The sequence below is a fragment of the Pseudoxanthomonas winnipegensis genome (assembly GCF_030322905.1).
Lineage (GTDB): Bacteria > Pseudomonadota > Gammaproteobacteria > Xanthomonadales > Xanthomonadaceae > Pseudoxanthomonas_A > Pseudoxanthomonas_A winnipegensis.
Window position 1 is genome coordinate 889,195 of the sequence record NZ_CP095475.1, and the last position, 15,309, is coordinate 904,503.

Here is a 15,309-nt window from a genome sequence, read left to right on the forward strand (position 1 = left end):
CGTTTTTGCAAAGGTAAGTCCTCCATGAAGTTCCGTTTCGCCTTCGCCGCCCTGGCGACCGTCGCCTTCGGCGCGGCCATCGCCCAGACGCCGCCGCCTTCCGACGCCGTCACCGCGCCGCCGCCGGACATCAAAATCCCCGACGCGCCGGCGCCGGCCGTGGCCAAGGCCTGGGTCGTGATGGACGCGGCCAGCGGCCAGGTGCTGGCGGGCAACAACATCCATGAGCATCTGGCCCCGGCCAGCATGACCAAGGTGATGACTTCCTATGTGCTCGCCGCCGAGCTGAAGGCCGGCAAGATCACGCGCGACGACCAGGTCATGATGAGCGAGCGCGCCTGGCGCGAGGGCGGTGCCGGCACCGACGGCAGCTACAGCGGCTTCCCGGTCAACCAGACCGCGCGTCTGGAGGACATGGAAAAGGGCATGGTGGTGCAGTCGGGCAACGACGCGGCCATTGCCCTGGCCGAGCACACCGCCGGCAGCGCCGAGGCCTTCGTCGAGCTGATGAACGCCTACGCCCAGCGCATCGGCATGAAGGACAGCCACTTCGTCGACGTGCACGGCCTGGCCGCCGACGGTCACTACTCCAGCGCCTACGACATGGCCCTGCTGGGCCGCGCGCTGATCCGCGACTACCCCGACACCTACGCCTACAACAGCATCAAGGAACTGACGGTCAACGGCATCACCCAGCCCAACCGCAACCTGCTGCTGTGGCGCGACCCGAGCGTGGACGGCATCAAGACCGGGCATACCTCGCAGGCCGGCTACTGCATCATGAATTCGGCCAAGCGCGGCGACCAGCGCCTGATCACCGTGATCATGGGCGATGTGTCGGAGAAGCAGCGCGCCGAGGACTCGCTGGCCCTGCTCAACTGGGGCTTCCGCTTCTACGAGACCCATCGCCTGTACGAGCCGGGCAAGGTGCTGGCCACGCAGAAGGTGTGGAAGGGCGACCAGCGCCAGGTGCAGCTGGGCGTCGCCGCGCCGCTGCTGGTGACCGTGCCGCGCGGCCGCTATGAGCAGCTCAAGCCGTCGATGGACGTGCCCAAGCAGCTGGTGGCGCCGATCAAGCAGGGTCAGCAGATCGGCACCGTCAAGGTCAGCCTGGATGGCAAGGTCATCGCCCAGGCGCCGCTGGTGGCGGTCAATGCGGTCGAGGAGGGCGGCTTCTTCCGCCGGCTGTGGGATGCGTTCTGGATGTGGTGGGAATCGGTCTGACCAGACCCGGGGCGCCCGCAAACGTGTGAGCGGGGCGCCTTTGTCTGAGAGTTCCGCGTTCGCGGGCATGACGATGAGACCGCATGTTGGAACGAGGAAGCCGGCGCAAGCCGGCTTCTTCGCGTCTGGGCCGCGGTGGACTTGGGTTTGCGCGGGTCCGACCCGATAATCCGCCGATGGACATCACCTCGGACAATCCCGAACACGGCTTCCAGTTTCCCGGCACCTTCGAGCTCAGCGCCATGGGCCGGGCCGGCATCGAACTGGAGCGCGAACTGCCGCGCCTGCTGGCCGGCGCCGGCGTGGACGTGCTCGAAGAGCGCGTGAGCTGGAAGCACTCGGCCAACGGCAAGTACGTCTCGGTACGCATCGCCTTCCGCGCCGACTCGCGCGAGCAGTACGACGCGGCCCACCGCGCCCTGCGCGGCCACCCGGAAGTGAAGTGGACGCTCTAGCTGCGGCCTGCCCCTCGCCGCAGGGCGATGCGGCCATCGCCGCGCGCGCGCCGCTGCCGGCCAGCGTGTACGAACTGGGTCGCCAGCCCTACGAACCGGTCTGGCGCGCGATGCAGGCCTTCACCGACGCGCGCGACGAGACCACGCCCGACGCGCTGTGGCTGGTCGAGCACGAACCGGTGTTCACCCTGGGCCAGGCCGGCAAGCCCGAGCACGTGCTGGCGCCCGGCGACATCCCGGTGCTGCACGTGGACCGCGGCGGCCAGGTGACCTACCACGGGCCGGGCCAGATCGTGCTCTATCCGCTGCTGGACCTGAAGCGGCTGAAGATCGGCGTGCGCGACTACGTATGCCGCATCGAGCAGGCGATCATCGACACCTGCGCCGAATGGAACATCCATGCCGAGCGCAAGGACGGTGCGCCTGGCGTGTACGTGGCCGGCGCCAAGATCGGCGCGCTGGGCATCCGCGTGCGCCGCGGCTGCACCTTCCACGGCCTGAGCTTCAACATCGCCATGGACCTGGAGCCGTTCCACCGCATCAATCCCTGCGGCTACGAAGGCCTGCAGACCGTGGCCCTGTCCGACCTGGGCGGCCCGTCCTCGATGGAGGCGGTCAAGGCGGTGCTGCTGGAGAAGATCGCCGCGCAGTTCGGCCTGGCGCTGACGCGTGCGGACAGCTTGCCGCCTAGCGTGCCCGCGCCGCACGCCGCCTAGCGCGACCGCCCTGCGGCTCCCACCTGTAGAGCGGAGCTTGTGGCAATCCCATCTTGGGGACTCCGCTGCGTTTCGTCCGGATTGTCGGGAAGGCCCCAGCGGAGCAAGCTCCGCTCTACAAGGAGGCGGCGACTCGATCTGAGAGACCGTTGCTCCCACAGGGCATAGCGCGCCATGCGCAACGCAGGCTGATGCACACTTGCCGCCCATGATCGATGTGCAAGCCCATGTCGCCGCGTCCCTGCGCCGCCTGATCGCCGCGGTACCCGAGCTCGAGGCCACGCTGGAACAGCCGCAGGCGCGGGCCGCGGTCCAAGCGCTGGCGCTGGTCAGCGACTTCGCCATCGACACGCTGTGCCGGCAGCCGGCGCTGCTGGAAGAAGTGCTCGACGATGCGGCCACCGCCTTCGCGCCGCCGGACCTGCGGCAGGCACCGGCCGCGCAGTGGCCGGCGCTGCTGCGCCGCTTCCGCGCAGCCGAATCCACCAGGCTGATCTGGCGCGACGTGGTCGAGGGCGCCGACGCCGACGAGATCCTGGCCGGCAGCACGGCCCTGGCCGAGGCCTGCCTGCATGCCGCGCTGGACGCGCTGGAGGAGGAATTCGCCCAGCGCCACGGCGTGGTGCGCGATGCCCAGGGCCAGCTGGTGCGGCTGGTGGTCTTCGGCCTGGGCAAGCTCGGCGGCGGCGAGCTGAACTTCTCCTCCGACATCGACCTGGTCTACGCCTTCGCCGGCGGCGGCGAGTCCGAGCCTGTCTCCGCGCAGGCGGGGAGGCCGCGCACGCTGGCGGCCGAGGAGTACTTCTCCCGCCTGGGGCAGCGGCTGGCGCGGCTGCTGGACGAGACCACCGCCGAAGGCTTCAGCCACCGCGTCGACCTGCGCCTGCGGCCCTACGGCAGCGCCGGGCGTGTGGCGCTGTCGTTCGCGGCGATGGATCGCTACTTCCAGACCGAAGGCCGCGACTGGGAGCGCTACGCCTGGCTCAAGGCGCGCGCGGTGGCCGGCGACATCGCCGCCGGCGAGGCCTGGCTGCATACCCTGCAGCCGTTCGTGTACCGGCGCTACCTGGACTTCACCGCGCTCGATGGCCTGCGCGCGATGAAGGCGATGATCACCGCCGAGGTCGCGCGTCGCGAGCTGGCCGACGACATCAAGCGCGGGCCGGGCGGCATCCGCGAGATCGAGTTCCTGGCCCAGGCGCTGCAGCTGGTGCACGGCGGCCGCGATGCGCGCCTGCGCCAGCGCGGCCTGCGCGCGGCGCTGCAGGCGCTGGTGCAGGCGCGCCTGCTCGCGCCGGAGACCGGCGCCGCGCTGCGCGAGGCCTACCGCTTCCTGCGCGTGCTGGAGAACCGCCTGCAGATGCTGCGCGACGCGCAGACCCATGTGCTGCCGGACAATCCGCAGGACGCGCTGCGCATCGCGCGCGGGCTGGGCCATGCGGACGGCGACGCGCTGCGCGCCGCGCTGGCGGCGCAGCGCGCGGTGGTGAGCGCGGCCTTCGCGCCGCTGATGGCCGCGCCGGAGGACGCCGAGGACGGCGCGGCGCTGGCGCCGTTCCAGCGCATGCTCGATGGCGCCAATGCGAGCCAGGCGCTGGAGGATGCTGGCTTCGCCGATGCCGCGCAGTCGGCGTCGCGGCTGCAGGATTTCCTCGCCTCGCCGGGCGTGGCGCATCTGTCCGACAGCGCTCGCACGCGGCTGGAGCGCGTGCTGCCGGCCATGCTGCAGGCTGCGGCGGCCTCCGACCTGCCCGATGCCGCCCTGCAGCGCTGCCTGGCGCTGCTGCAGTCGATCCTGCGCCGCACCAGCTATCTGGCGCTGCTGGACGAGGTGCCCAGCGCGCTGGCGCGCCTGGTCGATGTGGTCGCGCGCAGCGCCTGGCTGGCCGAGCGCGTGGCCCAGTACCCGCTGCTGCTGGACGAACTGCTCGACGCGCGCGCCGCCGGGCCCTTGCCCGATCGCGCCGCGATGCAGGCCGCCTGCGCGGCAGCGGGCCAGCACGCCGATCCCGAACAGGCGCTGCGCCGGCTCAACGAGACGCGCCTGGCCTTCAGCTTCCGCATCGCGCTGGCGGCGCTGGACGCACGCCAGCCGCCGCAGGATTCGGCGCGGCAGCTGGCCTGGCTGGCCGATGCGGTGTGCGTGCAGGTGCTGGCGATGGCGCGGGCCGCGGTCGAGGCGGCGCACGGCCGGGTCGCCGGCGGCCAGTTCGGGCTGATCGGCTATGGCAGCCTGGGCGGGCTGGAGATGGGCTTCGGCTCGGACCTGGACCTGGTGTTCCTCTACGACGCGCCGGCCGATGCGGTCTCCGCGCCTGTTTCCGCGCACGCGGGCGGCGCCCGCGCGCTGGAGCCGGGGCGCTACTACGCCCGCGTGGCGCAGAAGGTCGTCGCGCTGCTGGAGACCATGACCGGCGCCGGCCGTCTCTACGCGGTGGACGTGCGCCTGCGCCCGGACGGCGCCAAGGGCCTGCTGGTGACCTCGCGCGCCAGCTATGAGGACTACCAGCGCCAGCGCGCCTGGACCTGGGAACATCAGGCGCTGGTGCGCGCGCGGCCGGTGGTCGGCGATGCGGCGCTGCTCGAGGCCTTCGAACGCATCCGCGCCGAGACGGTGGGCCGGGCGCGCGAGGCGGCGGCGCTGCTTCAGGACGTGGTGCACATGCGTGGCCGCATGCGCGCCGAGCTGGATCGCAGTGCGCCGGGCCGGTTCGATCTGAAGCAGGGTGCCGGCGGGCTGGTGGATCTGGAATTCCTGCTGCAGGCGCGCGTGCTCGAACACGCCGCCGCGCATCCGGCCGTGCTGGCCGCACGCAACACCCGCGACCTGATCGCCGCGCTGGCCGAGGCCGGGCTGCTCGAAGCCGGCGAGCGCGCGGCGCTGCTGGAAGCGCACGCGACCCTGCTCGCCGCCGGGCTGTCGTGCACGCTGGACCGCCGCCCGCGCCTGACCGCGCCGACGCCGGCGCTGGAGCACGCGCGGCAGGCGGTGACGGCGGCCTGTCGGGCGCATGGCCTGGCGTTCGCGCCGGGGAAGGACGTCTGAAAGCCCAAAGATTCCGTCATCCCGCGCACGCGGGCAGCGCTGTTCGGCGGATGCATGTCCGACAGTCCAGTGCCTGTGTCGTTCCGCGCGAAAGTGCCTGGGTTCCCGCGTTCGTGGGAACGACGGTCCGGTCGAGTACGCGCGCATCAACTTGCCCGACCTGGCCTGAGCGAAGCGGCCCAGTCGCTGTCGCATAACGTAGCGGCTGCTGAGCGACGCAGTAAATGTTCGCTTCTCCCGTGGGAGCCGCCATGGCGGCGGTGGGGCTTTACCGGTAGAGCCCTATCGCCGCCATTGGCCGAAAAGGCCACAAGGGCGGCTCCCACCTGTAGAGCGGAGCTCGCTCCGCTGGGGCCTTCCCCACGCACCGAACGAAGCGCAGCGGAGTCCCCCGAAAAGGGATTGCCACAAGCTCCGCGCTACAGGCAGGCCGCCGCGAGATTTGAGGAGGCAGTGGCTCCCACCCAGCATGGCCAGCCGCGCGCCTCACGCGAAAGCGATGCCTTGCTGCGTGTTACTGAGCGCCCGCCTCATCCCACCCAACCAACCGCTCGCGCACCAGCGCGGCGATCCGCGCGGTCTCGCGCAGCGGGGTGACGGCAAACGGCGCAAGCCCCCCGTCCAGCGCGGCGATGCGCCCGCGCGCCTGCAGGGCGGCGATGAACTGCGCCGGCCGACCGCGCACGCGCTGCGGCGCATGCACGAACACCGGCGCAGACGTGGCGCAGGCCTCGGACAGCATGTTGACCGAGTCTGCGGTGCAGACGATGCGGTCGGCGAAAGCGAGCAGGCCGGGGTAGGGGTTGGGCCCGTCCTGCGCGCCGGTCCACACCAGGTGCGGCGTGCCGGCGTAGTGGCGGCGCAGCGCCTCCACCAGTGCCGGCGGCGTGCGCCGCGACACGGTGGCCATCACCGTGCCGCCGTGCGCGCGCAGCGCGGCATCGAGCGCGGCGGTGATCGAGGCGAGGTCCTCCGCTTCCAGCCGCGCATGCGCGCTGGGCCCGCCGACCAGCAGCGCGGTCCGCGGGCCGGGCAGGGCGCCCAGGGTCGGGAAGTCCGCGCGCGCCTGCGCCAGCCAGGCGTCATCGACCGGATGCAGGCTGCCCAGCAGGGTCAGCACATTGGCCGCGCGCAGGCCATCGTGTTCCGGCGCGATCACCAGGTCCCAGTGCCGCGGGGCGAGGCGCGGATCCAGGATCTGCACGGCCTGCGCGCCGCGCGCCCGCAGCAGCCGCGTGGCCAGGGCCGCCTGGCGCCCGCAGCCGATCGCCAGCCGCGGCGGCGCCGCCAGCGCCTGCGCGAAGCCCGGCCCGAACGCCTGGTCCGCGCCCGGCAGCCGGCGCGGCGCGAGCGTCTTCCACGGCGCGCGCGGCTGCAGCGTCCAGGCCTGCGCAGTCAGGTGAAGGGCCCGCGCCAGCGCCTCGGCCTGGCGCACGTTGCCGGCATGGCCATCGGTGAGAGTCCAGGTGCGCGCGGGCGTCATGGGCAACGTTTTACGAAACCGACAAAGCTGTCAGGAGGGGATTGATGTTGCAACCCAAAACAATCCGTTGCGGGTCCCCTTGGTGTCGCCGGGGTGGTCGCACCCTACACTGCGCCCGGTCGTCGCGCTGGTTCGGCGTACGTACCCCCTTGCTCTGATGGAGTGGTTCCGATGTCGCAGTCCCTCGATGCCGCCGCGCTGGATCAGCTGTTCCGCAGCGCGCGCACCTACAGCGCCTTCACCGACCAGCCGGTCACCGATCAGACGCTGCACGCGCTCTACGACCTGCTCAAGTGGGGCCCGACCGGCGCCAACAGCACCCCGGCGCGCTTCGTCTTCGTCCGCTCGCCCGAGGCCAAGGCCAAGCTCAAGCCCTCGCTCGCCCCGGGCAACGTGGACAAGACCATGGCCGCGCCGGTGACCGTGATCGTGGCGTACGACCTGGATTTCCACGAGCACCTGCCCAAGCTCTACCCGCATACCGATGCCAAGGCCTGGTTCGACGGCCCGCAGGAGGCCCGCCGCGAGCCGGCCCTGCTCAGCGCCGTGCTGCAGGGCGCCTATCTGATCCTGGCCGCCCGCGCGCTGGGCCTGGATGCGGGCCCGATGTCCGGCTTCGACGCGGCCAAGGCCGACGAGGCCTTCTTCGCCGGCACCTCGCTGCGCGCCAGCTTCCTGGTCAACCTGGGCTATGGCGATGCGTCCGCGCTGCATCCGCGCCTGCCCCGGCTGTCCTTCGACGAGGCCGCGCGCATCATCTGATGCCGCGGCCGGTTTGCGATTCACCCGGCTCCAACGCCACCGCTGTTCCCTTAGCGCCACACCACCAAGGAGTTCCTCGCATGCGCAAGTTCTTGCTCGCCGCCGCCCTGTCGGCCCTGGTCGCCCCGGCCTTCGCCGCCCCGACCACCTACAAGCTCGACCCGGGCCACACCGATGTGATCGCCACCTGGAACCACTTCGGCTTCTCCAACCCCAGCGCCCACTTCGGCAACGTCGACGGCACGCTGACCTACGATCCGGCCAACGTGGCCGCCTCCAGCGTGCAGGTGACCCTGCCGCTGTCGGGCCTGGAAAGCTTCGTGCCCAAGTTGAACGAGCACCTGGCCGGCTCGGATTTCTTCGACGCCGCCAAGTTCCCCACCGCCACCTTCAAGTCCACCAAGGTCCAGTCGACCGGCAAGGACAAGCTCAAGGTGACCGGCGACCTGACCATCAAGGGCATCACCAAGCCCGTCGTGCTGGACGTGACCCTGAACAAGGCCGGCGAGCACGCGATGAAGAAGGTGCAGTCGATCGGCTTCGACGCCACCGCCACGGTCAAGCGTTCGGACTTCGGCGTCGGCGCCTACGCGCCGATGGTCAGCGACGAGGTCAAGCTGCACATCACCACCGAGGCCGACGCGGCCAAGGCCAAGTAAGCCCGCGCGGCCGCCTCGGCCGCGTCTTGCGCAAGCACGGAAGCCGCTGGGGATGTCCCGGCGGCTTTTTTCTTTTGGGTGCTTCGCTCGGTGAACAGCGCTCTGCCCCCTCCCTTTCGCCGCAGGCGAAGGTGAGGGCCGGGGTGGGGTGCTTTTGCTTCGGTGGGTTGCCCGGTAAAGCCCCGATCCCTCCCCCTCAGTCGCTAGCCGCGACTTCGAGCTCCCCTGCGCTACGCGCAAGGGAGGGGGGTCAAACCGAAGCCTTCCGACTCGAACCGCCGCCCTTTCGAAGTGAGCAACACCCCAGCGTGAGCGCTGGCCTTGTGGTCGCTTTGACCAATGGCGAAAGGTTTCGCCGGGAAAGCCCCATCGCCGCCATGGCGGCTCCCACGTGTAGAGCGGAGCTTGCTCCGCTGGGGCTTTCCCCACGAACCGAACGAAGAGCAGCGGAGCAAGCTCCGCTCTACAGGCAGGCCGCTGCGAGATTTAAGGAGACAGTTGCTCCCACATGGGGCGAACCGCTTCGGAGGAGCTCTTTCAGGCGCCGGTTTCCAGCCCGTACAGCGCCAGTGCGCGCCGCAGGGTGGCGGCGCTCGAGAAGCCCAGCGCGTCCAGTCCCGCCGCGCGGGCGCCGTTGACGTTCTCGTCGCGGTCGTCGATGAACAGCGTCTCGGCCGGCGCCGCATCCAGCAGCGCGAGCGCACGCAGGTAGGCCTCCGGCGAAGGCTTGGCGATGCCGACATCGCCCGCGCCCACGACCCGGTCGGCGAACAGCGGGAACAGCGGCGGACAGATGCGCCCCAGGTGCAGCGTCAGGAACGGCCCGTTGTTGGTGAAGATCGCCACCGCCGCCTGCCGCGACACCGCCCCGGCCAGCGCCACCATCGCCGGATCGGCCGGCGTGGCCAGCGCGCGCGCGGCGATGCAGTCCTCCAGCGTCAGCCGCGCGCCCAGGCGGCGCGAGAGCTCGTCGGCATAGTCCACCGGCCGCCACAGACCGACGTCCGACTCGTGTTCCAGCCCCGAGTCGAACAGCGCCGCCTGCACCGCGCCCGGCGTGGTGCCGCTGCGGCGCGCCAGCTCGCACAGGCGCAGGCGGCGGTCGTAGCGCGCCAGCACGTCGTCCAGATCGAACAGCACCAGCCTGGGCTGGCGGAACGGGCGTGGCCGGGAGCGGGGTTGGGGTGTGGACAACATGAACAGGCCGATCGGAGCGAGCTGCCGAGCATAGCCGCCTCCGGGCGGGTGGGCCGAGGTTGTCCCAATTCCTGTCCCCGCCTACCCACCAAGGCGCCACTCACCCGTCACGGGAGATGGCCGGGGTGACAGCTGAGGTTAGCTTCGTGTCAACGCAGGGCGTCGCCTTCCCGCACGCCGCACGGTCAAGGGGGCCGTTGCGCCGCCCTGCGCCCCACCCCCCCACCTCGCTTTACCTATTCCGCCTTGCAAGGAGTCCAGGTCATGCGCAGTCGCTTCACCCGCCATTCCCTCGCCGTCGCCGTCGCGGCTTCCCTCGCCCCCTCCCGTGCAAGCCTGCGTGGCCTGTCCTCTGCCATGCTGCTCGGCCTGGCGGTCCAGGCGGCCAGCGCCGCCGACCTGCCCGCGGCGCCCGCCGCCGACGAGGCGCCGGCCGAGCCCCAGGCCAAGACCCTGGACGCCGTCAGCGTCATCTCCACCGGTACGCGCAAGGCCAACATGGCCGTGACCGACAGCCCGGCGCCGATCCAGCTGGTCAGCGCCGAAGCGCTGTCCAAAACCGCCGCGCCCGACCTGATGAACGCCATCGCCAACCAGGTGCCCTCGTACAACGCCTCCCAGGTCGGCGGCGACATGGCCAGCCAGACCCTGACCGCCTCCATGCGTGGCCTGACCGCCAATCACACCCTGGTGCTGGTCAACGGCAAGCGCCGCCACGTCACCTCCAACTTCGGCGTGGCCGGCAGCGGCGAGATGGCCACCGACCTGTCCTTCATCCCGCAGTCGGCGATCGACCATGTCGAAGTGCTGACCGACGGCGCCGCGGCGCTGTACGGCTCGGACGCCATCGCCGGCGTGATCAACATCATCCTGAAGAAGAACTCCTCCGGCGGCGAGTTCAACGCCGGCTATGCCGGCTATTCCGATGGCGGTGGCGGCACCGATTCGTGGGGCGGCAACATCGGCCTGGGCGGCGACAACGGCTTCGTCAGCATCAGTGTCGAGGCCGAGAACCGCGAGTCGGTCTACCGCTTCTCCAACCCCAGCTACGCCAACTGCCTGCTCAACCAGGACGCGTGCCGCGCCTACGCCACCGCCAACGGTCGCTCGGACCTGCTCAGCCGCCTGGCCAACGACCAGGGCGCGCTGCTCAACAAGCGCTTCCCCGGCCTCAACGCCTGGCTGAACCCGCCCGAGATTCACCGCAAGATCGCCATGTTCAACGCCGGCTACGACTTCGGCGACGGCCTGGAGTTCTACGCCTTCGGCAGCTACGGCAAGAAGACCGCCCAGTCCGAGGAGAACTATCGCCGTCCCTCGCAGGACGGTGGCTACACCGATCCGACCACCGGTGAGGTCAAGCACAAGTACGCCTACGGCTTCAATCCGTCCGAGCGCTCGGAGGAGAAGGACTACGACATCACCGCAGGCCTGAAGGGCGATTTCGCCGACGGCTGGATGTGGGACATCTCGACCGAGTACGGCCGCAACGAGATGGACGTCTACACCGTCAACTCGATGAACTTCTCGCTGTGGCAGGCCACCGGCAGCTCGCCGGAGAACTTCTACGACGGCACCTTCTACAGCACCCAGTGGGATACCAACGCCAGCGTCACCAAGGACTTCGACATCGGCCTGAGCGGCGGCCCGCTGACCCTGAACGCCGGCCTGAACTACCGCCGCGACGGCTACGGCATCGAAGCCGGCGAGCCGGCCTCCTACTACGGCGCCGGCGCCTCGTCCTTCCCGGGCTACAACCCCCTCTCGGCCGGCGACTACTCGCGCCACAGCCAGGCGGTGTTCGCCGACGTGATCCTCTACCCGGTCGATGCCTGGCTGGTGGACATCGCCGGTCGCTACGAGAAGTACAGCGACTTCGGCAGCAAGGCGATCGGCAAGTTCACCACCCGCTACGACTTCTCCGACACCTTCGCCATCCGCGGCACGGCCAGCACCGGCTTCCGCGCGCCGAACATGGGTGAGAACTACTACACCGCCATCCAGGTCAGCCCGACCGGCGCGACCGCCACGCTGGCCGGCGCCTCGGTCGGCAACGGCCTGAAGCCGGAGACCAGCACGAACTTCTCGCTGGGCCTGGTGTTCTCGCCGCTGCCCAACCTGACCTCGACCCTGGACGCCTACCAGATCAAGATCTCCGACCGCACCTACATGGGCTCCTTCGCCTATTCGCAGGCGCAGTCGGCGGCCACCCGCACCGGCCGCACCACGGGCCGCTGGAACGCCGACCTGCCCGATCCGGCCGACACCGACGGCGACGGCGTTCCGGACGACAACTACAACCAGATCCTGGGCAACGCCCTGGTCGCCGGCGGCTTCATCAGCAACGCCAACGACCCGTCCGCGCCGGGCGGCAGCTTCGACCAGACCGCGCGCGCCAACATCAACCTGAGCTTCCTCAGCAACGTGCTGGACACCAAGACCACCGGCGTGGACTGGGTGACCAACTACACCAGCGACATGTCCTGGGGCTCGATCGACTGGCTGCTGGCGGCCAACTACAACAAGACCGAGGTGACCCGGGCCGGCCGCGTGCCGGGCTTCGAGACCATCCCGCTGTTCACCGAAGCCAACATCTACGACATCGAGCACGCCAGCCCGAAGTTCCGCGTCAACCTGGCGGCGACCTTCAACTGGCAGAAGTTCACCCTCACCCTGCGCGAGTCGATCTACGGCCCGCAGACCCAGGTCAACAGCCTGGCCGGCTATGAGAGCCTGGCCGACCAGCTGGACGTGATCACCCTGGGCGGCGGCGAGTACTACAAGCTCAAGCTCGGCACGATGGCCACCACCGGCTTCGACCTGAGCTTCAAGCCCACCGACAGCTGGACCCTGAGCGTGGGCGGCGACAACGTGTTCAACAAGTACCCCGACAAGATCCCGTCGGCGGTGTGGAACTACGACGTGGCCAACTACCAGAACGGCAACAACGAGTACATCGCCAGCAGCAACTACGCCGGCTTCAGCGGCAGCCCGATCGGCTACTTCGGCGCGCGCTACTACGCCAAGCTCACCTACCGCTTCTGATCCAAACCCGCCGGTGCGCGCCTGTTGCGCGCATCGGCGGTGCCTTGCGCGGGTGCGTTTCCGCGTTCTCCCGAAACAGGCCGCTTCGGCGGCCACGCAGACGAGTCAGACATGCAAGACAGTGTTCGTAACGGCATGACCCGTCGCCAGCTGCTGGGCCGCATCGGCCTGGCCGCCGGCGGCACGATGATGTACCAGGCGATGACCAGCCTGGGGTTCGCCGCCGATTCGGGCTACGCCGGCCCGGTCAAGCTGCAGGGCAATCCCAAGGGCGCCACCGTGCTGATCCTGGGCGCGGGCCTGGCCGGCATGAGCGCGGCCTACGAGCTGCGCAAGGCCGGCTACAAGGTCAAGATCCTCGAGTACAACGCCCGTCCCGGCGGTCGCAACTGGACCCTGCGCGGCGGCGACACCTATACCGAGCTGGGCGGCGAGACGCAGCATTGCGGCTTCGATCCCGGCCTTTACATCAATCCCGGTCCGTGGCGCATCCCTCATCATCACCGCGCGATGCTGGCCTACTGCAAGCAGTTCGGCGTGGCGCTGGAGTCCTTCGTCCAGGTCAACTACAACGCCTACCTGCACAACACCAACGCCTTTGGCGGCAAGCCGCAGCGCTTCCGCGAGATCGATGCCGACTACCAGGGCAACGTCTCCGAGCTGCTGGCCAAGATCACCCGCCAGGGCGCGCTGGACAAGCTGGTCACCAAGGAGGACCAGGAGCTGCTGCTCGAATCGCTGCGCAGCTGGGGCGCGCTGGACAAGAACTTCGCCTACACCACCAGCGACATCAGCAGCATGCGCCGCGGCTTCGCCAAGTACCCCGGCGGCGGCGTGTCGGGCAAGCCGGAGTTCTCCAAGCCGATGTCGCTGCAGGACGTGCTGGGCTCGCACCTGTGGAACCAGCTGGCGGCCGGCAAGAACATCGAGATGCAGACCGCCATGTTCCAGCCGGTCGGCGGCATGGACATGGTCGGCAAGGCCTTCGCCCGCGAGCTGGGCCCGGGCGTGATCCAGTACAACGCCAAGGTCGTGGACATCGACCAGGACGACCACGGCGTCAGCGTCACCTACGAGGACACCGGCGCGCCGGGCAACAAGCAGGTCGCCAAGGCCGACTGGTGCATCTGCACCATTCCCTTCTCGGTGCTCAGCCGCATCCCGGTCAAGGTCGGCCCGGCCATGACCGAGGCGATCACCAATCTGCCCTACGCCTCCTCGGTCAAGGTGGGCCTGCAGTTCAAGCGCCGCTTCTGGGAAGAGGACGACAACATCTACGGCGGCATCAGCTACACCAACCTGCCGATCACCAACATCAGCTATCCCAGCACCGGCTTCCACGCCGCGGGCAAGGGCGTGCTGCTGGGCGCCTACATCTGGGGCCTGGACGCCTACGACTTCACCTCGCACAGCCCGGCCGAGCGCGTGCGCCGCGCGGTGGCCTTCGGCAGCCAGATCCATCCGCAGTACCCGGCCGAGTTCGACAACGGTGTGTCGGTGGCCTGGCATCGCGTGCCCAGCAACCACGGCTGTTTCGGCCAGTGGGACGAAGCCCTGCGCGCCAAGCACTACGCCGCGGCCACGCAGATCGACGGCCGCATCGCCATGGCCGGCGAACACATCTCCTACATCCCGGCCTGGCAGGAGGGCGCGGTGCTGTCCGCGCACGATGTCATCGGCCGCCTGCATGCCAAGGTCATGGCGACCGGAGGCCGGGCATGAGCCGCCGCACGTGGTACCGCTTCGGCGGCGCGCTAACGCTGGCCGCTTCCGCGCTGGCCCTGCCGGCGCTGTGGGCACCAGGCGCGCAGGCGCAGACCTCGGACGCTACCGGCCTGCTGCAGACGCGTGATTTCTCGCACGCCGACGGCGCCCAGGTGTACGCCACCATCTGCGCCGGCTGCCATATGCCGGCCGGGCAGGGCGCGCGCGGCGCGGGCGAATACCCCGCGCTGGCGGGCAACCCCAAGCTGGGCGCGGCGCCGTACGTGGAAATGATGGTGTTGAACGGCCATGGCGCCATGCCGGGCTTCGGTCCTATGCTCAGCGACGGGCAGATCGCGCAGGTCACCACCTACGTGCGCACCCATTTCGGCAACCAGTACGACGATGCGGTGAGCGAGGCCGACGTCAAGGCGCTGCGCGCCTCGCTGGCGAGTACGGCCACGCCCGAGCAAGACGACTGACATCCTTTCCATGAAGATCCCAGGAGCCACCATGACCCTGTCCCGCCGCCTGTCCCTGTTCCTGCTGGCCGCGCCGCTGGCGCTGTCGGCCCACGCCGCCGACGTCAAGCGCTACGCCATCCCCGGCAGCGACTTCCCGATCGCCTCGGCCGTGGAGATCCCGGCCGGCAAGACCACCATCTACCTCAGCGGCAAGGTGCCGGCCGTGGCCGACCCGGCCGCGCCCAAGGACTCGATGGAGGCCTTCGGCGACACCAAGACCCAGACCATCAGCGTGCTCACCCAGATCAAGCAGCAGCTCGAAGGCATGGGGCTGGGCATGAAGGACGTAGTCAAGATGCAGGCCTTCCTGGTCGGCGGCCCGGAGAACGGCGGCAAGATGGACTTCAAGGGCTTCATGGAGGGCTATACCCAGTTCTTCGGCAAGGACGCCAAGCAGATGAACCTGCCGGCGCGCTCGGCCTTCCAGATCGCCGCCCTGGGCAATCCGGGCATGCGCATCGAAATCGAAGTCGTCGCCGTCCGTCCCTGATCCC

At 69.8% G+C, this 15,309-nt stretch carries 12 protein-coding genes; 10 read left to right on the plus strand and 2 right to left on the minus strand.

Annotation, left to right across the window (positions count from 1 at the left end):
- The first annotated feature begins 24 nt into the window (after nt 1-24).
- From MWN52_RS03800 to glnE, 4 genes are all read left to right on the plus strand, one after another.
- Nucleotides 25-1,224: a D-alanyl-D-alanine carboxypeptidase family protein gene (locus MWN52_RS03800; RefSeq protein WP_286576682.1), complete on the plus strand. Its 1,200-nt coding sequence runs from the start codon at nt 25-27 to the stop codon at nt 1,222-1,224.
- A 176-nt stretch (nt 1,225-1,400) separates the two neighbouring features.
- Nucleotides 1,401-1,679 (plus strand): DUF493 family protein, encoded by a 279-nt coding sequence (locus MWN52_RS03805; RefSeq protein WP_130515636.1) that lies wholly within the window; start codon nt 1,401-1,403, stop codon nt 1,677-1,679.
- Nucleotides 1,667-2,395 (plus strand): lipoyl(octanoyl) transferase LipB, encoded by a 729-nt coding sequence (gene lipB / locus MWN52_RS03810; RefSeq protein WP_286576684.1) that lies wholly within the window; start codon nt 1,667-1,669, stop codon nt 2,393-2,395. Before MWN52_RS03805 ends, lipB begins: the two co-directional genes overlap by 13 nt.
- Nucleotides 2,396-2,603: 208 nt before the next feature.
- The gene (gene glnE, locus MWN52_RS03815; protein WP_286576685.1) at nt 2,604-5,441 is read left to right on the plus strand and encodes a bifunctional [glutamate--ammonia ligase]-adenylyl-L-tyrosine phosphorylase/[glutamate--ammonia-ligase] adenylyltransferase; all 2,838 of its coding nucleotides are present in this window, start codon (nt 2,604-2,606) and stop codon (nt 5,439-5,441) included.
- 514 nt (nt 5,442-5,955) lie between these two features.
- Here glnE and MWN52_RS03820 read toward each other — a convergent pair.
- The gene (locus MWN52_RS03820; protein ID WP_286576686.1) at nt 5,956-6,924 is read right to left on the minus strand and encodes a mitochondrial fission ELM1 family protein; all 969 of its coding nucleotides are present in this window, start codon (nt 6,922-6,924) and stop codon (nt 5,956-5,958) included.
- Nucleotides 6,925-7,095: 171 nt separating this feature from the next.
- Between MWN52_RS03820 and MWN52_RS03825 the strand changes: the two genes are divergently transcribed.
- Both MWN52_RS03825 and MWN52_RS03830 read left to right on the plus strand, forming a co-directional pair.
- Complete coding sequence (locus MWN52_RS03825) at nt 7,096-7,686, plus strand: malonic semialdehyde reductase (RefSeq protein WP_286576687.1); 591 nt, start codon at nt 7,096-7,098, stop codon at nt 7,684-7,686.
- Nucleotides 7,687-7,766: 80 nt separating this feature from the next.
- Nucleotides 7,767-8,345, plus strand: a complete 579-nt coding sequence (locus tag MWN52_RS03830; RefSeq protein ID WP_130515646.1) for a YceI family protein — start codon at nt 7,767-7,769, stop codon at nt 8,343-8,345.
- A gap of 537 nt (nt 8,346-8,882) precedes the next feature.
- Here MWN52_RS03830 and MWN52_RS03835 read toward each other — a convergent pair.
- Nucleotides 8,883-9,542 carry an HAD-IA family hydrolase gene (locus MWN52_RS03835; RefSeq protein ID WP_130561188.1) on the minus strand — a complete coding sequence of 220 codons (660 nt, stop codon included), beginning with the start codon at nt 9,540-9,542 and terminating at the stop codon, nt 8,883-8,885.
- Nucleotides 9,543-9,806: 264 nt separating this feature from the next.
- Here MWN52_RS03835 and MWN52_RS03840 point away from each other — a divergent pair, with 264 nt between their 5' ends.
- The 4 genes from MWN52_RS03840 to MWN52_RS03855 all read left to right on the plus strand — a co-directional run bounded on the left by MWN52_RS03840 (nt 9,807) and on the right by MWN52_RS03855 (nt 15,305).
- Entirely contained in the window at nt 9,807-12,587 is a 2,781-nt protein-coding gene (locus MWN52_RS03840; protein ID WP_286576688.1) for a TonB-dependent receptor plug domain-containing protein, read from the plus strand.
- 135 nt (nt 12,588-12,722) lie between these two features.
- Nucleotides 12,723-14,309 carry a flavin monoamine oxidase family protein gene (locus tag MWN52_RS03845; protein WP_130516213.1) on the plus strand — a complete coding sequence of 529 codons (1,587 nt, stop codon included), beginning with the start codon at nt 12,723-12,725 and terminating at the stop codon, nt 14,307-14,309.
- Nucleotides 14,306-14,773, plus strand: coding sequence for a c-type cytochrome (locus MWN52_RS03850; RefSeq protein ID WP_130515651.1), 468 nt, complete (start codon nt 14,306-14,308; stop codon nt 14,771-14,773). Before MWN52_RS03845 ends, MWN52_RS03850 begins: the two co-directional genes overlap by 4 nt.
- A gap of 37 nt (nt 14,774-14,810) precedes the next feature.
- Nucleotides 14,811-15,305: a RidA family protein gene (locus MWN52_RS03855; RefSeq protein WP_171044694.1), complete on the plus strand. Its 495-nt coding sequence runs from the start codon at nt 14,811-14,813 to the stop codon at nt 15,303-15,305.
- The last annotated feature ends 4 nt before the right edge of the window (nt 15,306-15,309 follow it).